We start from the raw sequence: 23,382 nt of genomic DNA, 5'->3' as shown, positions 1-23,382 counted from the left end.
CACACGGGACGGCAACGAGACAGGGGTGGGTGGCGCTTGTGGAACGAAAGACGCACGACGCACATGTCGAGGACGCGGTTCACGCCCTGGGCCGGTCGGGCGCGGTGATGGCGCCGCGGGCGGAAGCGGAGGCCCTGGCGGCACACGTGTTCGGAGCACCGGTGGACAGCCTGCCGCCGGGCACCGAGCCCGGCGACGAGTCGGCCACGCGGTTCCAGGCGCTGGTGGCCAGGCGGGGCGAGGGGGTTCCCCTGGGGTATCTCACCGGCAGAGCCGCACTCTCGGGCATCGAGGTGGAGGTCGGTCCTGGTGTGTTCGTACCCATGATCGTGAGCGAGGCGACTCTCGCGAGTGGCCTGAAGGCGATCGCGGACATCCCCGCCCCGACGGTGGTCGATCTGTGCACCGGTTCAGGGGCGTTCGCGCTCGCCGTCGCACACCACGCCCCCGGCGCCAGGGTGCACGCGGTGGAACTCGACCAGGCCGCCCTCGACTACGCCCGCCGCAACAGCGCGCGACGCACCGCACTCGGCGACACGCCCCTCGTGCTGCACCAGGCGGACGTCACACAGCCCCTGACCCTGGCCGAGCTGGACGGCACGGTGGACCTGGTGCTGTCCTCCCCGCCGTACACCCCTGACGAGGCCCCCGTACCCGCCGAGTTCGGCGTGCACCAGCCGCGGGACGCGGTCTTCGGCGGACCCGACGGCCTGCGCGTCACCCGGCATGTCGTGGAGACGGCGGCGCGACTGCTGCGTCCGGGCGGCACGCTCGTCATCGAGCACGGACCCTTCCACGCCGAATCCGTACCAGGTCTCCTGCGCGCCGACGAACGCTTCGAAGACGTGTCCGACCACCCGGACGCGTATGTGGGACACCCCCTGTACGCCCAGGCCACCCGCAGCCGCCCGGGTCCCTCCACCAACCGCCGGGCATAGGCCGCCTCTAGGGAAAACCGCAGTCCACCGAGGTGAGACTGGGCCGGAAACCCGGCATCTCACCTCGAGAGGTTGACATCCCGATGTCGAACGAGCAGAAGCTGCGCGACTACTTGAAGCGGGCGATCGCAGACCTTCACGAGACGCGCGAGCAGCTGCGAGAGGTGAACGACAGGAGCCGGGAACCCATTGCCGTCGTCGGCATGGCCTGCCGCTACCCGGGCGACGCCCGCTCGCCCGAGGAGCTGTGGCGTCTGGTCCGCGACGGCGTGGACGCCGTCTCCGGGTTCCCGGCCGACCGCGGCTGGGACCTCGACGCCCTGTACGACCCGGACCCGGCCGCCCGGGGCACCACCTACACCCGCGAGAGCGGCTTCCTGCACCGTGCGGGGGACTTCGACGCCGACTTCTTCGGTATCTCCCCCCGCGAGGCACTGGCCATGGACCCGCAGCAGCGGCTGATGCTGGAGACCGCGTGGGAGGCCGTCGAGCGCGCCCGGATCGACCCGGCCTCCCTGCGCGGCAGCCGGACCGGCGTGTTCATCGGCGCCGGGCACGGCGGATACGACTCCGGTTCCGGAGGAGAGCAGCGGGAAGAGGTCGCGGGCCACCTGCTGACCGGCAACACCGTCAGCGTCGCCTCGGGCCGCATCTCCTACACGCTCGGCCTGGAAGGCCCCGCGATCACCGTCGACACCGCGTGCTCCTCGTCTCTCGTCGCCCTGCACCTGGCCGTGCAGTCCCTGCGCCGCGGCGAGTGCTCACTCGCCCTGGCCGGCGGCGTCACCGTGATGTCGACACCGCAGATGTTCACCGAGTTCGCGCGTCAGCGCGGCCTCGCGGCGGACGGCCGCTGCAAGCCCTTCGCCGCGGCCGCCGACGGCACCGCATGGAGCGAGGGCGCCGGCCTCATCCTGGTCGAACGCCTCGCCGACGCCGTACGCAACGGCCACCGGGTGCTCGCGGTGGTCCGTGGTACGGCCGTCAACCAGGACGGCGCCAGCAACGGGCTCACCGCCCCCAACGGCCCCTCCCAGCAGCGCGTCATCCGCCGGGCCCTCGCCGACGCGGGCGTGCCCGCCCACGAGATCGACACCGTGGAGGCACACGGCACCGGCACCCGCCTCGGCGACCCCATCGAGGCGACGGCACTCCTCGCCACCTACGGCCAGGGCCGCCCCGAAGGCCGCCCGCTGCTGCTCGGCTCGATGAAGTCCAACATCGGCCACACCCAGGCCGCCGCCGGCGTCGCGGGCGTCATGAAGACCGTACTGGCGATGCGTGACGGCGTCCTGCCCAGGACCCTGCACCTCGACGAGCCGTCCCCGCACGTCGACTGGTCGTCGGGAGCCGTGGAACTCCTCACCGAGGAGACCGCCTGGCCGAGCAATCCCTGGCCGCGTCGGGCCGCAGTCTCCTCGTTCGGCGTCAGCGGCACCAACGCGCACGTGATCCTGGAGCAGGCACCGCGGACCGACGAGACGGCCTCCGTCCCCGAGCAGCCGGCACGTCCGCTGCCGTGCCTGCTCTCGGCCAGGACGGCCACCGCCCTCCGTGCCCAGGCCGCCGGACTCGCCGACCACCTGCGCGAGCACGCCGGTCTCCCGACCACGGACGTCGCCTGCTCACTGGCCACCACCCGCGCCGCCATGGACCACCGCGCGGCCGTCGTCGGCGCCGACCACGAAGCCCTCCTCGCGGGCCTGGACGCCCTCGCCGCCGGCGACCACACCGACATCACCGGAGTCGCGGCCAAGGCCCCTCTGGCGTTCCTGTTCTCGGGGCAGGGTTCGCAGCGCCTGGGTATGGGCCGTGAGTTGTACAGCCGCTTCCCGGTGTTCGCGGAAGCCTTCGACGCGGTGTGTGCCGGTCTGGACGAGCACCTGGATGTGCCGGTGCGGGATGTGGTCTGGGGTGAGAGCGAGGAACTGCTCAACCAGACGGCGTATGCGCAGGCTGCGCTGTTCGCGGTCGAGGTGGCGTTGTTCCGGTTGGCTGGGTCGTTCGGCGTTCGCCCGGATTTTGTGGCCGGGCATTCGATCGGTGAGGTGGCGGCCGCGCATGTGGGGGGTGTGTTCTCGCTGGCGGATGCGTGTGCTCTGGTGGCGGCTCGTGGCCGGCTGATGCAGGCTCTGCCGGAGGGCGGGGCCATGCTCGCCCTCCAGGCCACCGAGGACGAAGTGCGCCCGTTGTTGGGCGGGTTGGTGTCGATCGCTGCGGTCAACGGACCCCGGGCCGTGGTGATCTCCGGCGTTGAGGCGGCGGTGGAGGAGATCCGCACCCACTTCGACGACCGTAAGTCGACACGGCTGCGGGTCTCGCACGCCTTCCACTCCCCACTGATGGACCCCATGCTCGACGACTTCCATCGCGTGGTCGAAGGCCTTTCCTTCGGCACACCACTGATCCCGGTCGTGTCGAACCTGACCGGCGAGGTCGCGGCGCCGGAGGACCTGTGCTCGGCGGACTACTGGGTACGGCACGTCCGCGAGGCGGTCCGTTTCGCCGACGGCATCCGCACCCTCACCGCCACAGGCGTGACCCGTTTCCTGGAACTCGGCCCGGACGGTGTCCTGACCGCGATGGCGGCCGAGTCCGCCGACGCGGACGCCGTACTCGTCCCGGCCCTGCGCAAGAACCGTACCGAGGAGTGCGCGGTCGTCGATGCGCTCGCCCGGCTGCACACCTGCGGCGTCACCATCGACTGGCCCGAGTTCTTCGCTCCGCTCGGGGCGTCCACCGTCGAACTTCCCACCTACGCCTTCCAGTACGAGCGCTACTGGCTCCCGACGGGTCATCAGGCCGTGCGCGGCGGCACGGGCGTCGTGGATCCGGTGGAGGCCTCGTTCTGGGAGGCCGCCGAGCGTGGCGATCTGCCGGCGGCGGCCGCAGTGCTCGGGATCGAGGGTGAGGCTGCCGAGGCGTCCCTGGACGGACTGCTGCCGGTCCTCGGCGCCTGGCGCAACCGCCTGAGGGTCCGCACGGCCGTCGACAACTGGTCGTACCGGACGACCTGGACGGCCAGCGGGGGCGGTGTGGCCACGACGGGGCTCGAGGCACAGGACGGCCGTTGGCTGGCCGTCGTGCCGGACTGCGTGTCCGACGACGCCTCGGTCGTCGCACTGCTCGACGGGCTGGCCGACCGGTGCGGGCACCTTGAGCGCGTGTTCGTCACCACCGGCTCCGAGGACGCGGACGGGAACCCGGCGGACCGCGGCCTCGCCGACCGGGTGACCGCGGCGCTGAACGAGCACGGGCCCGTGTCCGGTGTGCTGTCGTTCCTGGCGTTCGACGAGCGGCCGCACGCCGCGTTCCCTGCCGTGCCGCGCGGGCTCGCCGCGACGGCCGAGCTGGTGCGGGTCCTGGAGGAGGGAGCCGGGGCGCCGTTGTGGTGCCTGACCCGGGGTGCCGTCACGGTCGGCCCCACGGACCGCCTGACCAGCCCCGTGCAGGCACAGGTGTGGGGCCTGGGCAGGGTCGTGGCGCTGGAGCATCCGCGGCTCTGGGGCGGTCTCGTGGACCTGCCTGCGGCGGTGGACGACGCCATCGTGGCCCGGGTCGCGGCGGTCCTCGCCGATCGGGCCGAGGACCAGGTGGCCGTCCGCGCGTCCGGCGCTCTCGCTCGGCGACTGGACCGTGTGCCCGTCCGTGAGGAGAACACGGCCGGCGTGGGGGAGAACTGGACCGCCCCGCGCGGCACCGTCCTCGTCACCGGCGGCACAGGAGCCCTGGGCGCGCGGGTCGCGCACTGGCTGGCCGACGCGGGCGCCGAACACCTGCTGCTCGCAAGCCGCCGCGGTCCGGCGGCCCCCGGCGCGCCCGAGCTGGAGGCGGAGCTGACCGCACGCGGCGTACGGGTCACCGTCGCCGCCTGTGACACCGCCGACCGCGACGATCTGGCCCGGTTGCTCGCTGCCGTACCGTCGGACGTACCGCTGCGCGGTGTCGTGCATGCCGCCGGTGTCCTCGACGACGGCGTTCTGGACTCGCTCGGTGCGGACCGGTTCGAGTCGGTACTGCGGGCGAAGGCCGAATCCGCCCGCCATCTGGACGAGTTGACGCGCGCCGCCGGCCGGCAGCTGTCGATGTTCGTGATGTTCTCGTCGATCACGGGTGTGCTCGGAAACGCCGGACAGGCCAACTACGCCGCCGCCAACGCCTATCTGGACGCACTCGCCGAACTCCGGCACGCCGAGGGCCTGCCGGCGACCTCCGTGGCCTGGGGCAGCTGGGCCGGCGCGGGCATGGCCGCGGACAGTGCGGCACTCGCCGGACGTATGCGTCGCGACGGATTCACCCCCATGGCTCCCGAACTCGCCCTCGCAGCCCTGCAGCGGGCCGTCGCCCTGGGAGCCGCCTGCCGCACCGTCGCCGACATCGACTGGGAGCTGCTCGCCCCGTCGCTTACGGCGGCCCGGCCCAGCGCGCTGATCGGCGATCTGCCGGAGGTGCGCGGGCTCCATGACGCCGGCACACCGGGACCCGGAGGCGCTTCCCCTCTGCGGGACCGGCTCGTCGCCCTGTCGTCCGCCGCCGAGCAGGAGCGGGTGCTGCTGGAGCTCGTCCGCGAGGAGATCGCGCGGGTGCTGGGGCATGCCTCGGCGGGCACCGTCGACGTCCAACGGGCTTTCCGGGAGCAGGGCTTCGACTCGCTGACCGCCGTGGAGCTGCGCAACCGGCTGACGGCCGCGACGGGCGTACCGCTCCCGGCCACCCTCCTGTTCGACCACCCGACCGCCGTCGCCGTCGCCGCCCGTCTGCGGGCGGAGCTGCTCGGCGGGCAGGCCGGCACGGCCGCCCTGCCGACGACGTCCGCCGCATCCGCCGACGAGCCCATCGCGATCGTCTCGATGGCCTGTCGGCTCCCCGGCGGGATCGGCTCGCCGGAGGCCTTCTGGGAGCTGCTCTCCCAGGGCGTCGACGGCATGTCCGGATTCCCGGCCGACCGGGGCTGGGACACCGACGGGCTCTACCACCCGGACCCGGACCACGAGGGCACCAGCTACGTCCGTGAGGGCGGGTTCCTCACGGACGTGGCCGGGTTCGACGCCGGCTTCTTCGGGATCTCGCCGCGTGAGGCGCTCGCGATGGACCCGCAGCAGCGGCTGCTGCTCGAGACCGCGTGGGAGGCCGTCGAGCGGGCCGGGATCGCCCCCGACACGCTGCGCGGCAGCGCCACCGGCGTGTTCGTCGGCTCCAACTTCCAGGACTACCAGAACCTCCTGGGCGGCGCGGCCGACGACCACAGCGGGCACATGATGACCGGCAACGCGGCCAGCGTGGTCTCCGGACGGGTGTCCTACGCGTTCGGCTTCGAAGGCCCGGCGGTGACCGTCGACACGGCCTGCTCGTCCTCGCTGGTCGCCCTGCACCTGGCCGCCCAGGCGCTGCGCCGCGGCGAGTGCAGCCTCGCGCTGGCGGGCGGCGTGACCGTCATGTCGACTCCGCAGGTGTTCGTCGGGTTCTCCCGGCAGCGCGGCCTCGCCCCCGACGGACGGTGCAAGGCGTTCGCCGCGGCCGCCGACGGCACCGGCTGGGCCGAGGGCGTCGGCCTGCTCCTCGTGGAGCGCCTGTCCGACGCCGTACGCAACGGGCACCGGGTGCTCGCGGTGGTCCGTGGTACGGCCGTCAACCAGGACGGTGCCAGCAACGGGCTCACCGCTCCCAACGGCCCCTCCCAGCAGCGCGTCATCCACCGGGCGCTGGCGGACGCCGGACTCACCACGGCCGATGTGGACGCGGTGGAGGCGCACGGCACCGGCACCCGGCTCGGCGACCCGATCGAGGCACAGGCGCTGCTCGCCACGTACGGGCGGAACCGGCCGGAGGGCCGGCCGCTGCTGCTCGGCTCGGTGAAGTCGAACATCGGGCACACCCAGGCCGCCGCCGGTGTCGCCGGTGTGATGAAAATGGTGCTGGCGATGCGGCACGGAGTGCTGCCCCAGAGCCTGCACATCGACGAGCCGTCCCCGCACGTCGACTGGTCGGCCGGCGACATCGAACTGCTCACCGGGCCCGTGCCCTGGCCCGACGTGGACCGCCCGCACCGCGCGGGTGTCTCCTCGTTCGGCATCAGCGGCACCAACGCGCACGTGATCATCGAGGCGGGACCCGAGCCGGGCCCCGCCGAGCCCGTCGTATCCCTCCGCGCCGCCCTGCCCTGGGTGCTGTCCGCGAAGAGCGAGGACGCCCTGCGCGCCCAGGCGAGCCGCCTGGCCGCACACCTCAGGGCCGCGGGGGAGGCCCCGGACCTGCCCGGGATCGCCCGCGGGCTCGCCACCACCCGTACCGCCATGGACCACCGCGCGGCCGTCGTGGCCGCCGACCGGGACGGCTTCCTCACCGGACTCGACGCCCTGGCCGAGGGCAGCGCAGCTGCGAACGTCCGCGACGCGGTCTGCGAGGCCGACGGGGGCACCGTGTTCGTCTTCCCCGGTCAGGGCTCCCAGTGGGTGGGCATGGCTCTCGAACTCCTCGATGTGTCGGAGGTGTTCGCCGGGCGCATGGCAGAGTGCGCCGAAGCGCTCGCACCGTACACCGACTGGTCGCTGACGGAGGTGCTGCACGGCAGGGACGGCGCCCCGTCCCTGGACCGGGTCGACGTCGTCCAGCCCGTGCTGTTCGCCGTCATGGTGTCGCTGGCCGAGCTGTGGAAGGCCCACGGCGTCAAGCCCGCGGCCGTCGTCGGACACTCCCAGGGCGAGATCGCCGCGGCGTGTGTCGCAGGCGCGCTGTCCCTGGACGACGCCGCCCGCGTGGTCGCCCTGCGCAGCCGGGCCTTGACCGCGCTGTCCGGGCAGGGCGGCATGGTCTCGGTCTCCCGGCCCGTCGACGAGGTACGCGAACTGCTCAGGGCCTGGGGCGACCGCCTTTCCCTGGCCGCCGTCAACGGCCCCGGCTCCGTCGTGGTCTCCGGCGAACCGAACGCACTCGACGAGCTGATCGCCACCTGCGAGCGTGACGGCGTACGCGCCCGCAGGATCCCCGTGGACTACGCCTCCCACTCCGCCCAGGTGGCCCGGATCGAGGACGAACTCCACACCCTCCTCGCCCCCGTGGCGCCCCGCGCGGCGGACATCCCCTTCTACTCCACCGTCAGCGGAGCCCCGATCGACACGACGACGCTGGACGCCGCGTACTGGTACCGCAACCTGCGCGGAACCGTCGAGTTCGAACAGGCCACGCGTGCGCTGCTGGACGCGGGCCACCGGGTGTTCGTCGAGGTCAGCCCGCACCCGGTGGTCACCACCGCAGTGCAGGAGACCATCGAGGCCGTGCGCGCCGCGGCCGCCGCCACCGGCACCCTCCGCCGCGACGAAGGCAGCCTCGACCGCTTCCTCCTCGCGTTCGCCGAGGCCCGCAACCACGGCACCCGCGTCGACTGGGACACCTTCTTCACCACCGCCGCCCAGGGCGCGGCCCGCCGCACGGCGGCCCTGCCGACGTACGCCTTCCAGCACCGCACCTACTGGCCGCGAACGGTCGCCGGCGCGGCCGGCGACGTCACCTCCGCCGGACTCGGCACCCTGGACCACCCCCTGCTGGGCGCATCTCTGTCCCTCGCCCAGCAGGACGGACTCGTGGCGACCGCACGCTGGTCCCTGCACACCCACCCCTGGCTCGCCGACCACGCCGTCTCCGACACGGTGATCGTGCCGGGCGCCGCCCTGGTCGAGGCCGTCATCCGGGCCGGCGACGAACTCGGCTGCGGCAGGCTGGAGGAGCTCACCCTGCACGCACCCGTCCTGGTGCCCGAACGCGACGGCATTCAGGTGCAGCTCTCCGTGGGCGCCCCGGACGAGTCGGGGACCCGGCCCGTCACCGTCCACACCCGCCCGGCGGCCGACCCCGACAGCACCTGGACCCGCAACGCCACCGGAGCACTCGCCGCCCCCGCCGGGCAGGCCCCCGACGGCCTCGGCAGCTGGCCCCCGCGGGGCGCCGAGCCCGTCGCCGGGATGGCGGACCACTACGCCGCCCTGCGCACCGAAGGCTATGCGTACGGGCCGGTGTTCCAGGGCGTACGCGCGGCCTGGCGGCTCGGCGAGGACGTGTACGCCGACGTGGTGCTGCCCGAGGCGGCCCAGCCGGACGCGGCCCGCTACGGCATCCACCCCGCCCTGCTCGACGCGTCGCTCCACGCCGGCGGGCTCGGCCCGCTGAACAACGACGACGGCACCACCGGCCTGCCCTTCTCCTGGACGGGCGTCACCCTGCTGGCGACCGGTGCCACCGCACTGCGGGTGCGGATCTCCCCGGCCGGACCGGGAGCCGTGACCGTGCTCATGGCCGACACCGAGGGCCGGCCCGTGGCGGTGATCGACTCCCTGGCCGTACGACCCGTCACCCCTGGATCGCTGAACAACTCCGGCGAGGCGTCACGCGCCGTCCGCGACGCCCTCCTCCACCTGGAGTGGACGCCCCTGCCCACACCCGCCGCCGACCCGGCGGCGGCCCCGCAGGCCGCGAGGTGGGCCGTACTCGGCGACGCGGCCGAACCGGCGCACCTGACGGCCCTCGCCGACGGCGGAGCGACCGTCGAGCACGGGCACGACCTGGACGCCGTCACCGACGCACCCGGATTCGTCCTGATGGCGGCCCCGTCGCGGCTCCCGGACACCACCGCACCCGAAGCCGCCGCGGCCACCCTCGACCACGTACTGGAACGGCTCCAGGCCTGGCTCACCGACACCCGCTTCGACGGCACGCGCCTCGTCGTCGTCACCCGGGGCGCGGTGGCCGCAGACCCCGGCGCCGACGTCCACGACCTGCCCGGCGCCGCCCTCTGGGGACTGCTCCGCACGGCCCAGACGGAGAACCCCGGCCGCATCGTCCTGGCCGACCTCGACGACGACCCCGCCTCCTGGCGGGCCCTGCCGCACGCCGCCTCGGGGGACGAACCCCAACTGGCGCTGCGGCACGGCACCGCCCACGCCCCGCGCCTGTCGCGCACCCACACCGCTGCCGCGCTGCCCGTGCCCGCCCACGGCGCCCCGTGGCGGCTGGAGATCACCGAGAAGGGCACCGTCGACAACCTCGTCCTCGCGCCGTGCCCCGAGGCCGAGGCGCCCCTGGAGCCCGGGCAGGTCCGGATCGCGGTCCGCGCCGCCGGCCTGAACTTCCGGGACGTCCTCAACACGCTCGGCATGTATCCGGGCGGCGCCGAGTTCCTCGGCTCCGAGGCCGCGGGCGTCGTCGTCGAGGTCGGGCCGGGCGTCATCCGGCTCGCCCCCGGTGACCGCGTGATGGGCATGGTGGCCGGTGGGTTCGGCCCGCTGGCGGTGGCCGACCACCGGGTGCTCGTGCGGATGCCGCACGACTGGACGTTCGCACAGGCGGCGGCCACCCCGGTCGTCTTCCTCACCGCCTACTACGCGCTGCGCGACCTCGCCGGCCTCACACCGGGCGAGTCCGTGCTCGTCCACGCGGCCGCGGGCGGTGTGGGCATGGCCGCCACCCAGCTGGCCCGCCTGTGGGGAGCCGAGGTCTTCGGCACGGCCGGCGAGCCCAAGCAGCGCATGCTGCGCGCCGACGGATGGCCCGCGGACCGGCTGGCCTCCTCCCGCACCCTCGACTTCGAGGGCAGCTTCCGCGCCGCCAGTGGCGGACACGGGATGGACGTCGTCCTCAACTCCCTCGCCGGGGAGTACGTCGACGCGTCCCTGCGCCTGCTGCGGCCCGGCGGCCGGCTGATCGAGATGGGCAAGACCGACATCCGCGACGCCGACACCGTCGCCCGGGACCACGACGGCGCCTTCTACCGCGCCTTCGACCTCAAGGAGGCCGGAGCGGACCGCATCGGCGAGATGCTCGACGAACTCGTCGACCTGTTCGAGGCGGGCCGGCTGAGCCCGCTGCCGGTCACCGCCTGGGACGTCCGGCACGCACCCGAGGCGTTCCGGTACGTCTCCCAGGCCCGGCACACCGGCAAGGTCGTGCTCACCGTGCCGCGCCCCTGGGACCCCGAGGGCACCGTCCTGATCACCGGAGGCACCGGTACCCTCGGCCGCGCGCTCGCCCGCCACCTGGTCACCGGACACGGCGTCCGGCACCTCCTGCTCGCCGCCCGCCGTGGCCCCGACAGCCCCGGCGCCCGGGAACTGGTCGAAGAACTCGCGCAGTCGGGCGCGGAAGCCACCGTGGCGACGTGCGACGCCGCCGACCGTGACGACCTGGCGAGGCTGCTGGCGGCCGTACCCGACGCCCACCCGCTGACCGCCGTCGTCCACGCCGCCGGCGTCCTCGACGACGGAGTCATCGCCTCCCTCACCCCCGAGCGTCTGCGGACCGTGCTGCGGCCCAAGGCCGACGCGGCCTGGAACCTGCACGAACTGACCCGGCACCACGACCTCGCCGACCTCGTGCTGTTCTCCTCCGCGGCCGGCGTGTTCGGCAACGCGGGACAGGGCAACTACGCGGCCGCCAACACCTTCCTCGACGGTCTCGCCCGGCACCGCCAGGTCCGGGGCCTGCCCGCCACCTCCCTCGCCTGGGGCCTGTGGAGCCAGGCGAGCGACATGACCCGGCACCTCGACGACGGCGACCTGGCCCGGGCCCGGAACACCGGCGCCCTGCCGCTGTCCACCCCCGACGGCCTCGCCCTGTTCGACGCCGCGCTCGCCGCCCGGCGGGCCCTGCTCGTTCCCGCGCCGCTCGACGACCGCCTGCTGCGCACCCGCGACCGGTCCACCCTCCCGCCCGTCCTGCGAGCCCTGTTCAGCGGACCGGCCCGCCGCGCCGTCGACCCCGCCCGGGCGACAGACGACGGCGGACTGCGCGGGCGGCTGGCCGAACTGCCCGCCGGCGAACGCCGCACCCTGCTGCTCGACCTCGCCACCGGCCACGCCGCCGCCGTCCTCGGCCACGCGAGCGCCGAACTCGTCCACACCGGAAGGGCGTTCCGCGACCTCGGCTTCGACTCGTTGACCGCCGTCGAACTGCGCAACCGGCTGGCCACGGCGACCGGACTGCGGCTGCCGGCCACCCTGGTCTTCGACCACCCGACCCCCGTGGACCTGGCCGAGCACCTGGACACCCTGCTCCGCGACGGAGCCGCCGCACCGGCGGCCCACTCCGCGGACGCCGGAACACCGCTGCGCGCCGACGAGCCGATCGCCGTCGTCGGCATGGCCTGCCGCTACCCGGGCGGTGTGCGCACCCCGGAGGACCTGTGGACCCTGCTGTCCACCGGAACCGACGCCATCGGCGGCTTCCCCACCGACCGCGGCTGGGACCTCGACGGGTTCTACGACTCCGTCCCCGACCACCCCGACGCCTCCCGCACCCTCGAAGGCGGGTTCCTGCACGACGCCGCCGACTTCGACGCGGACTTCTTCGGCATCAGCCCCAACGAGGCGACGGCCATGGACCCACAGCAGCGGATCCTGCTGGAGACCGCGTGGGAGGCCGTCGAACGGGCCGGGATCGACCCCCGGTCCCTGCGCGGCAGCCGCACCGGAGTGTTCGCCGGCGTCTCCTCCAGCGACTACCTGGCACGGGGCGCGGACATCCCCGACACCCTCGCCCCGTACGTCAACAACGGCAACGCCGACAGCGTCGTCTCGGGCCGGGTCTCCTACACCCTCGGCCTGGAGGGCCCGGCCGTCACCGTCGACACCGCCTGCTCCTCCTCCCTGGTCGCCCTCCACATGGCCGTGCAGGCACTGCGGCAGGGCGAGTGCACGCTCGCCCTCGCGGGCGGTGTCACCGTCATGACCTCACCCGTGATCATCGTCGACTTCTCGCGGCAGCGCGGGCTGGCCGCCGACGGCCGCTGCAAGCCGTTCTCCGACACCGCCGACGGCACCGGCTTCGCCGAGGGCGCCGGACTGCTCGTCGTCGAACGCCTCTCCGACGCCCTGCGCAACGGACACCGGGTCCTGGCCGTCGTACGTGGCTCCGCCGTCAACCAGGACGGCGCGTCCAACGGCATGTCGGCCCCCAACGGGCCGTCGCAGCAGCGGGTCATCCGCCAGGCCCTCGCCGCCGCCGGCCTCACGGCCGCCGACATCGACGCCGTCGAGGCGCACGGCACCGGCACCAGGCTCGGCGACCCCATCGAGGCACAGGCGCTGCTCGCCACCTACGGCCAGGAACGCCCCGAGGACAACCCGCTCCGGGTGGGCTCCATCAAGTCGAACATCGGACACACCCAGGCCGCGGCCGGTGTCGCCGGCGTGATGAAGATGGTCCTCGCCCTCCGTGCCGGCCTGCTGCCCAAGTCGCTCCACATCGACACGCCCACCCGGCACGTCGACTGGTCCACCGGCGCCGTGTGCGTGCTCGACGAGGCCGAGCCCTGGCCGGCGGACGACGAGCGTCCGCGCCGGGCGGGCGTCTCCTCGTTCGGCATCAGCGGCACCAACGCCCACATCATCCTGGAGGAAGGACCGCGGACGGCCCCGGCAGAAGACTCGGCTGCGCAGGCAATCCCGTCTTCCCACCCTGATGGGCCGACGCCTGCGCCCGCGGTGCCCTCGGCCGAACCCCTGCCCTGGCTGCTCTCCGCCCGCGGCGCGCAAGCCCTACGAGGCCAGGCCCGGTCGCTCCTCGCCCACCTGGACACGCCGGCCGGACGGCGGGCCACCGCCCGCGACATCGCCGCGTCCCTCGTCGCCCGCCGCTCGCTGCTCGAACACCGTGCGGTGGTCACCGGGACGGACGACGACACCCGGCGTGCCGCTCTGCGTGCCCTCGCCGAGAACACCCCGGCGCCCGGTCTCGCCACCGGGCGCCACACCGCGGGCCGCGACCGCAGGACCGTCCTGGTCTTCCCCGGCCAGGGCTCCCAGTGGACCGGCATGGGAGCCGAACTCCTGGACAGCTCACCGGTGTTCGCCCAGCGGATCAGGGAGTGCGACCAGGCGCTCGCCCCCTACGCCGACTGGTCGCTGACCGGCGTCCTCCGTGGTGCCGCGGACGCCCCCTCGCTCGACCGCGTCGACGTGGCCCAGCCCGCCCTGTGGGCCGTGATGGTCGCGCTCGCCGAGGTCTGGCGTGCCCACGGGGTCGAACCCGCGGCGGTCCTGGGCCACTCCCAGGGCGAGATCGCCGCGGCCTGCGTCGCCGGAGCCCTCTCCCTCGACGACGGCGCCAAGGTGGTCGCCCGGCGCAGCCGCGCCATCGCCGACGACCTCTCCGGTCACGGCGGGATGGTCTCGATCGCGGCCTCGCACGACACCGTGCTGACCATGCTGGAGCCCTGGGGCGAACGGATCTCCGTCGCCGCCGTCAACGGGCCCGCGAGCGTCGTCGTCTCCGGTGAACCGGAAGCCCTCGACGGCCTCGCCGCCGCGTGCGCACAGGACGGCGTACGCGCGAAGCGGATCCTCGTCGACTACGCCTCGCACTCCGCCCAGGTCGAACGCATCCGAGCCCGGCTCCTGGACGATCTCGCCGGGATCGGGACCCGCCGGGCCCGCGTCCCGTTCCTGTCCACCGTCACCGGGGAGTGGATCGACGAGAACACCCCCCTCGACGCGCACTACTGGTACGAGAACCTGCGCCGCACCGTCCGCCTGGAGGACGCGCTGCGCACTCTGCTCCGGCACGGACACGACGCCTTCGTCGAGTCCAGCCCGCACCCCGTTCTCGTCACCGGCATCGAGGACACCGTCGCCGCCGCGGAAGCCGACGCGGTCGTCATCGGCACCATCCGAAGGGACGACGGCGGCCCGGCCCGGATCCTGACGTCACTGGCCGAGGCCCACGTGCGCGGCGTACGCGTCGACTGGACCGGCACCGTCGCCGGCGGCCACGCCGTGGACCTGCCGACGTACGCCTTCCAGCGCAGCCGGTACTGGCTGGACGCCCCACCCAAGACCACGGCCGGGCGTCCGGCCGACCCGTCGGGCCTGGACACGGCCGTCCACCTTGCCGACGGCCACGGCACGGTCGTCCTCACCGGCACGATCGGCGAGCGCAGCCACCCATGGCTCGCCGAACACACCGTGCACGGCACGACCGTGGTCCCGGGCACCGCGCTGACCGAATGGGCGGTCCGCGCGGCCGACGAAGCCGGCTGCGCGACCGTCGACGCCCTCACCCAGCACACCCCGCTGGTCCTGCCCGAGGGGGCGACGGCCGACCTGCAGGTGACGGTCGGAACACCTGACGAAACGTCAGGACTGCGCACCCTCACCGTGTTCGCACGCCCTGGGGGAGCGGAAGCAGACGCGCCGTGGACCCGCCACGCGACGGGCACCCTGTCCGCCGACGCGCCCGTACACGCACACGCGGACCTCGGAACCTGGCCGCCCCGGGACGCACAACCCGTCGACACCGAAGCGATGTACACCGCACTCGCCGCGCAGGGACACGAGCCAGGACCGCTCTTCCGCACCGTGCGCGCGATGTGGCGGCGCGGCCAGGACACCTTCGCGGAGGTGGCACTGCCCGACGAACACCGCACGGACGCCGCACGCTTCCGTAGCCACCCCGCTCTGCTGCAGACCCCGCTCGTGATCGAGTGCGCGGCCGCCGGCGGCACGGCCGGGCCGCCCGTTGCCTGGCAGGGCATGTCCCTGACCGCCGTGGGCGCCGCCGAGCTGCGCGTACGGCTGACCCGCGCGGAGGACGGCACCGTGACCGTGACGGCCACGGACCCCGCCGGCGGGCCCGTCCTGACGATCGACTCGGTGACCACCCAGCCGCTCACACACGAGCAGCTCGCGACGGCCACGGCGACAGGCCACGACGCCCTGTTCCAGACCGAGTGGACCGAATGGGCCGAATGGGCCACACAGGCCGAAGAGGACGCCCACCCGACCGTACAACCGGTCTCCTTCACCGACCTGAACGCCCTGCGCACCGCACTCCGGGACCCCGACGGACCGATCCCCGCAGCCGGCACCGTGCTGCTGCGGCTCGACTCCTCCGGCCCCGTGCCCGGCGCCGACCCCGCACCCGTACGGGAGCTGCTGCACCTGACCCAGCAATGGCTGCGCGAGCCGCGTCTCACGGACTCCCGTCTCGTCCTGGTCACCCGCAACGCCGTGGCCACCGGCCCGGACGACGACGTCCCCGCCCCCGTCGACGCCGCCGCCCGTGGTCTCGTCCGCTCGGCGCAGTCCGAACACCCCGGCCGCTTCCTGCTCGTGGACACGGACGGCCACGACGCATCGGAACGCGTCCTCGCCCGGGCCATCGCCTCCGCCGCCACCACGACGGAGACCCAACTCGCCATCCGCGGCGGCACCGTGACCGTCCCCCGCCTGCACCGCGCCGAAGCCGCCGAAGGCCGCACCGGCTGGGGCTGGGACACGCACGACGCAGGCACCGTCCTCATCACCGGCGGCACCGGAACCCTCGGCGCACTGGTCGCCCGCCACCTGGTCGAGCGGCACGGCGTACGCCACCTGCTGCTCACCGGCCGCCGCGGCCCGGCCGCCCCGGGCGCCGGCCCGCTGCGGGACGAACTCACCCGCATGGGCGCCGAGGTCACCGTCGCCGCCTGCGACGCGGCCAACCGCGACCGGCTCGCCGAACTGCTCGCGGCCATCCCCGACGAACACCCGCTGACAGCCGTGGTCCACGCCGCCGGCGTCCTCCAGGACGGCCTCCTGGAGAGCCTGACCCCGCAGGACCTCGACAAGGTCTGGCGGCCCAAGGCAGCGGCGGCCTGGAACCTGCACGAGCTGACCCGCGACGCCAAACTGTCGGCCTTCGTGGTCTTCTCCTCGTTCGCCGGTGTCATGGGCGGCATGGGCCAGGCCAACTACGCGGCCGCCAACGCCTACCTCGACGCCCTCGCACAGCACCGTCGCGCCCAGGGGCTGACCGCCGTCTCACTCGCCTGGGGATACTGGGGAGATTCCAGTGAAATGACGTCCACGCTGGACCCCGTGGACGTCGCCCGCTTCGCACGCTCCGGCATGCTGCCGCTGTCGGCAGGCCAAGGACTCGGCCTGCTCGACGCCGCCGCGGCCGTCGACCGTGCCCTCCTGGTACCCGCCCGCCTCGACCTGCGGACCATCGCCTCCTCGGGCGACGTACCGCCACTGCTGCGCGGCCTCACGGCCCGCCGCACGCCCGTGCGCCGAGCGGCCGACACCGGCCCCACGGCGGCCGGCACGGTCCCGGACGGGCGCCCCGCCGGCCACGAACTGAGGGACCGGATGGCCGGGCTGAGCGACACCCGGCGCGACGCCCTGCTGCTCGAACTGATCGCCGGACACGTGGCGAGCGTCCTCGGTCACGGCTCCGCCGCGGCCATCGAGCCCGAGCGAGGCTTCCTCGACCTCGGCATGTCCTCCCTCACCGCGGTGGAAGTCCGCAACCGGCTCAACGGCGAGACGGGCCTGCGCCTGCCCACCACAGCGATCTTCGACCACCCCACACCCCTCGCCCTCGCCCGCCACCTGCGCGGGCAACTGGCAGCGGGCACGGGCGGCGACGACGCGGCATCCTCCCTCTTCGCGGAACTCGACGCACTGGAGACGGCCGTGTCGGCATCCGACCTGGACACCGAGAACCGAGCCCGGCTCGTGACCCGCCTCAAGGCACTCCAATGGAAGCTCGACGCCACCGGTGACGAAGCCCCGGACGAGGACGGCGCCGACACCGACGCCGACCTCGCGGCCTCCACCGACGACGAGATGTTCGACCTCATCGACAAAGAACTCGGCCTCGCCTGAACAAGCCCAGCCGATCACCAGCACCAGCCGCACCACCCCATCCCGACTGCGAGGATCTCCCACCCATGGCACCCACGGCACCCAAGGCCGCCGGCTCCGGCTCCGGTTCCTCCGAGGACAAGCTCCGCGACTACCTCAAGAAGGTCACCGCGGACCTGCGGCGCACCAAGCAGCGGCTGGAGTCCGTCGAGGCGCGGGACAGCGAGCCGATCGCCATCGTGGGCATGGCCTGCCGCTACCCCGGCGGCGTCCGTTCCCCCGAAGACCTCTGGCGGCTGGTGGCCGACGGCACCGACGCCATCGGCGAACTTCCGCAGGACCGCGGGTGGGACACCGAAGCGCTCTACGACCCCACCCCGGGCACCCCCGGAAAGAGCTACGTACGACACGGCGGCTTCCTCGACGCGGCCGCCGACTTCGACGCCGACCTCTTCGGCATCGCGCCCAGGGAAGCCCTCGCCATGGACCCCCAGCAGCGACTGCTGCTGGAAACCGCCTGGGAGGCCGTCGAGCACGCCCGGATCGACCCGGCGTCCCTGCGCGGCAGCCAGACCGGCGTCTTCATCGGCGGCGCCGACACCGACTACGGATCTCTCGCCAGGCAGACCGACGAGACCGAGGGGCACCTGCTCACCGGCGGCGCCGTCAGCGTCCTCTCCGGCCGCATCGCCTACACCCTCGGCCTCGAAGGCCCCGCCGTCACCGTCGACACCGCCTGCTCCTCCGCCCTGGTCGCCCTCCACCTCGCCGTCCGCGCCCTGCGCGCCGGCGAGTGCGGCATGGCGATCGCCGGCGGCGTCGCCGTCATGCCGACGCCCCGCCTGTTCACCGAGTTCTCCCGCCAGCGCGGACTGGCAACGGACGGCCGCTGCAAGCCCTTCGCCGAAGCCGCCGACGGCACCTCCTGGGCCGAAGGCGTCGGCGTTCTGCTCGTGGAACGACTGTCCGACGCCCGCCGCAACGGCCACGAGGTCCTGGCCGTGGTCCGCGGCACCGCGGTCAACCAGGACGGCGCCAGCAGCCGGCTCACCGCCCCCAACGGTCCCTCCCAGCAGCGTGTCATCAACGCCGCCCTCGCCAACGCACGGCTGACCCCCGACCAGATCGACGCCGTCGAAGCGCACGGCACGGGCACGACCCTCGGCGACCCCATCGAGGCCCAAGCCCTGCTCGCGACGTACGGACAGGGCCGGCCCGAGGACCGCCCGCTGCTGCTGGGCGGCATCAAGTCGAACATCGGCCACGCCCAGGCCGCCGCCGGCGTGGCGGGCGTCATCAAGACGGTCATGGCGATCCGCCACGGCATCCTGCCGAAGACCCTGCACGTGGACGAGCCCTCGTCGCACGTCGACTGGACGGCGGGCGGCGTCCGGCTGCTCACCGAGCGCACCGAATGGCCCGGGACGGACCACCCGCGCCGCGCGGGCGTCTCCGCCTTCGGCATCAGCGGCACGAACGCCCACGTCGTGCTGGAACAGGCCGACGAGCTGCCCGCCCCCGAAGAAGAGCCCGTGGTGTCCCCTGGCGTGGTGCCGTGGGTGCTGTCCGGCAAGACGGAGGACGCCCTGCGCGACCAGGTCACACGCCTGCTCGCCCACACGGCACAGCACCCCGAGGTCCGTCCGGCAGACGTCGGCCTGACCCTCGCCGCCGGGCGCGCGGTACTGGAACACCGAACCGTCCTCCTGGACGGCCGCCCGACCGCTCAGGGCACGGCGAGGCCTGGGAGGTCCGCGTTCCTGTTCTCGGGGCAGGGTTCGCAGCGCCTGGGTATGGGGCGGGAGTTGTACGGCCGCTTTCCGGTGTTCGCGGAAGCCTTCGATGCGGTGTGTGCCGGTCTGGACGAGCACCTGGATGTGCCGGTGCGGGATGTGGTCTGGGGTGAGAGCGAGGAGCTGCTCGACCGGACTGTGTATGCGCAGGCTGGGCTGTTCGCGGTCGAGGTGGCGTTGTTCCGGTTGGCTGAGTCGTTCGGTGTTCGTCCGGATTTCGTTGCCGGGCACTCGATCGGTGAGGTGGCGGCCGCGCATGTGGCCGGGGTGTTCTCGTTGGTGGATGCGTGTGCTCTGGTGGCGGCTCGTGGCCGGCTGATGCAGGCGTTGCCGGAGGGCGGGGCCATGCTCGCCCTCCAAGCGACCGAGGATGAAGTACGCCCGTTGTTGGGTGGGTTGGTGTCGATCGCTGCGGTCAACGGACCCCGGGCCGTGGTGGTCTCCGGTGCCGAGGGGGCGGTGGAGGAGGTCCGGGCCCACTTCGGCGACCGTAAGTCGACGCGGCTTCGCGTCTCGCACGCCTTCCACTCCCCGTTGATGGACTCGATGTTGGAGGACTTCCGCCGCGTGGCGGAGGGGCTTTCCTTCGGCACACCACTGATTACGGTCGTGTCGAACCTGACGGGCGAGGTCGCGGCGCCGGAGGACCTGTGCTCGGCGGACTACTGGGTACGGCACGTGCGTGAGGCGGTCCGTTTCGCTGACGGCATCCGGGCCCTCTCCGTCGCTGGTGTGACCCGTTTCCTGGAACTCGGCCCGGACGGTGTCCTGACCGCGATGGCGGCCGAGTCCGCCGACGCCGATGCCGTATTCGCCGCGGTGCTCCGCAAGGACCGAGACGAGGAGACGACCGCGCTCCAGGCCCTGGCCCAGCTGTACGTCTCGGGCGCAGCCGTCGACTGGACGGCCGTGTTCGCCGGCACGGGTGCCCGCAGCGTCGATCTGCCGACCTACGCCTTCCAGCACCGGCGCTACTGGCCGACCCCCTCGGCAGCTCGTGACGGTGACATCCGGTCCGCGGGCCTGGAGACGGCGGACCACCCCCTGCTCAGCGCCTCGGTCGAGCTCTCCGACGGCGACGCCCTGCTGTTCACGAGCCGGCTGTCGACCCAGACCCACCCCTGGCTCGCCGATCACGTCGTGATGGGTCAGGTGCTGCTGCCCGGCACGGCGTTCCTGGAACTGGCGGTACGGGCGGCCGACGAGGCCGGCTGCGGAACCGTCGAAGAACTGACCCTCGCCGCACCCCTCGCCCTCCCGGTGTCCGGCGGCGTGCACATGCAGCTTCAGATCGCCCCGGCGGACGAAACCGGCCGGCGAGCCGTCGATGTCCGCTCCCGGCTCGAAGGAGCCACCGACCAGGCATGGACCCAGCACGCCACCGGTGTGCTGGCCCCGTCCTCCACGGCACCCGGGGAGACGAGGACAACCGCCTTCGACACCTCGGTATGGCCCCCCACGGGTGCTGAGTCCGTGGATCTCATCGATCTCTACGACGACATGGCACAGGGCGGTTTCGGCTACGGCCCCGTGTTCCAGGGCCTGCGCTCCGCCTGGCGGCTGGGCGACGACGTGTACGCCGAGGTCGCGCTGCCGGCCGGGGCCGACGGCGGTCCCTTCGGCCTGCACCCGGCACTGCTCGATGCCGCGCTGCACGTCACCGCGTTCAACGGGATGCCCCGCGGTGTCGTGCCGTTCTGCTGGGAACGGGTGACACTGCACGCTTCGGGCGCCTCCTCGATACGGGTACGGGTCAGCCGCACCGAGCAGGACACCGTCTCCCTAGAGGTTGCCGACCAGGCCGGTGGAGCCGTCGCCTCCATCGGCTCCCTTGTCCTGCGCCCGGTCTCGGCCGGGTCGGCGCCGGCAACGGGCCGTGACGACCTGTTCGTGGTCGACTGGGCCCGGGTACCGGGCTCCGGCACAGCGGTCACGTACGTGGAGGTGGCCCCGGAGACGGACGCTCTCGACGCCTTGCCGGCCGGCGCCCCGCACCTGGTGGTGGTCCGTCCACCGCTCTCGGACCCGGAAGACGTGGTTGGGTCGGTGCACGCGACGACAGCGCGAGTGCTGGAACTGCTGCGGGCATGGCTCGGTAACGATCGATCCGCCGACTCCCGCCTGGTGTTCGTGACCCGTGGAGCGACGACCGGTGCGGACCTGGCCGGTGCCGCGGTGTGGGGTCTGGTGCGGTCGGCGCAGTCGGAGAACCCCGGCAGGTTCGGCCTGGTCGATCTCGACGGCGACGAGGCGCTCCCGGCGCTGGAGTCCGCGCTGGCCCTGGACGAGCCGCAGCTGGCGGTACGGGGCGGTGAGGTGTTGGTCCCGCGACTGGCTCGCGCCGCGACTGCTGACGGGTCCGAGGACGTGGTCTGGGACGGCACCGTCCTGGTCACCGGTGGCACGGGCGGTCTGGGCCGGGTGATCGTCCGGCACTTGGTGGCGGAGCACGGTGTGCGGGACCTGCTGCTGGTCAGCAGGCGCGGTCCTGCGGCCGAGGGCGCGGCGGAACTGGCCGCCGAGTTGGCCGAGTTGGGTGCTGAAGCCCGGATCGAGGCATGCGATGCGGCCGATCCGGATGCGGTTGCGGACCTCATCGCCCGCCATCCGGTACGGGCCGTGGTCCACACCGCGGGCGTGCTCGACGACGGAATTGTCACCTCCCTCACGCCGGAACGGCTGGCCACCGTGCTGCGGCCCAAGGTCGACGCGGCCTGGAACCTCCACCGGGCGACGCAACACCTCGATCTCACGGCCTTCGTTCTCTTCTCCTCCGTCTCCGGCATCTTCGGCGGCCCCGGTCAGGCCAACTACGCCGCCGGCAACACCTTCCTGGACGCCCTCGCCGAGCACCGTCGAGCCCACGGACTCCCCGGACAGTCCCAGGCGTGGGGTCCCTGGACCCGCGACGGCGGCATGATCGGCACCCTGTCCGAGACCGATGTCCAGCGCATCGCCCGTACGGGCATGCCCGAGCTCACGCCCGCCGAAGGAGCTGCACTCTTCGACGCGGCCCTGCGCGTGCCCGACGCTGTGGCCCTTCCCGTACGGTTCGACTTCACCGCCCTGCGGGCACAGGACGAGGTCCCCGGAATGCTCCGCGGACTCGTACGGCCGGGGAGGCGCATCCGCCGGTCGGCAGCAGCTGCCTCCCCCGCGACGGCAAGCCTGACCCAGACCCTTTCCCGCCTGGCGGCGGACGAACGACGCGATGTCCTTCTCGACCTCGTGCGCAGCCAGGCCGCCCTCGTGCTCGGCCACACCGACCCGTCGCACGTGGACCCGACCCGCGCCTTCCAGGAACTCGGGTTCGACTCGCTGACCGCCGTCGAACTCCGCAACCGCCTGGGCAAGGCGACCGGTCTGCACCTGCCGGCCACCGTCGTCTTCGACTACCCCTCGGTGGAAGCCGTGGTGGACCTCCTCCTCGACGAGTTGTTCGGTGGGGAGGTTGAGTCGGCGGAGCTGGTGCCGGTGAGGTCGGTGGTGGCTGATGACCCGGTGGTGATCGTGGGTATGGCGTGCCGGTATCCGGGTGGGGTGCAGTCGCCGGAGGATCTGTGGCGGTTGGTGTCCGAGGGTGTGGATGCGGTGGGTGTGTTTCCCTCGGATCGTGGTTGGGGTGTGGAGGGGGAGTCGTTCGCTCGGGCGGGCGGTTTCCTGTATGGCGCGGGTGATTTCGATGCGGACTTCTTCGGGATGAGTCCGCGTGAGGCGCTGGCCACGGATGCTCAGCAGCGGTTGTTGTTGGAGGCGACGTGGGAGGCGTTCGAGCGGTCGGGGATTGATCCGGTGTCGCTGCGTGGCAGTCAGACCGGTGTCTTCGCTGGTGTGATGTACACCGACTACCGGGACCTGCTGGAGGGCGAACAGTACGAGGGCTTCAGGGCCAACGGAAGCGCACCCAGCGTCGCTTCGGGGCGTGTGTCGTATGCGCTGGGTCTGGAGGGTCCGGCGGTGACGGTGGACACGGCGTGTTCGTCGTCGCTGGTGGCGATGCACTGGGCTGCGCAGTCGTTGCGTTCGGGTGAGTGTTCG

At 73.3% G+C, this 23,382-nt stretch carries 3 protein-coding genes; all 3 read left to right on the top strand.

Translation table 11 applies throughout. From position 1 onward, the window contains the following. The first annotated feature begins 38 nt into the window (after nucleotides 1–38). Complete coding sequence (locus tag FB157_RS45915; RefSeq protein WP_222441044.1) at nucleotides 39–938, top strand: HemK/PrmC family methyltransferase; 900 nt, start codon at nucleotides 39–41, stop codon at nucleotides 936–938. 83 nt (nucleotides 939–1,021) lie between these two features. Then, nucleotides 1,022–17,572, top strand: a complete 16,551-nt coding sequence (locus FB157_RS45910; RefSeq protein WP_145887632.1) for a type I polyketide synthase — start codon at nucleotides 1,022–1,024, stop codon at nucleotides 17,570–17,572. 65 nt (nucleotides 17,573–17,637) lie between these two features. Then, the coding region (locus FB157_RS45905) for a type I polyketide synthase (protein ID WP_145887630.1) at nucleotides 17,638–23,382 on the top strand (5,745 nt) is incomplete at its 3' end.

The organism is Streptomyces sp. BK340 (genome assembly GCF_007827595.1).
Lineage (GTDB): Bacteria > Actinomycetota > Actinomycetes > Streptomycetales > Streptomycetaceae > Streptomyces.
Note: the sequence above shows the minus strand (reverse complement) of the source record. Positions and strands in the feature narration are given on the sequence as shown.

Excerpts from the sequence above, each read along its gene's own strand:
- FB157_RS45910 (WP_145887632.1), top strand. The coding sequence starts at position 1,022 with ATGTCGAACGAGCAGAAGCTGCGCGACTACTTGAAGCGGGCGATCGCA.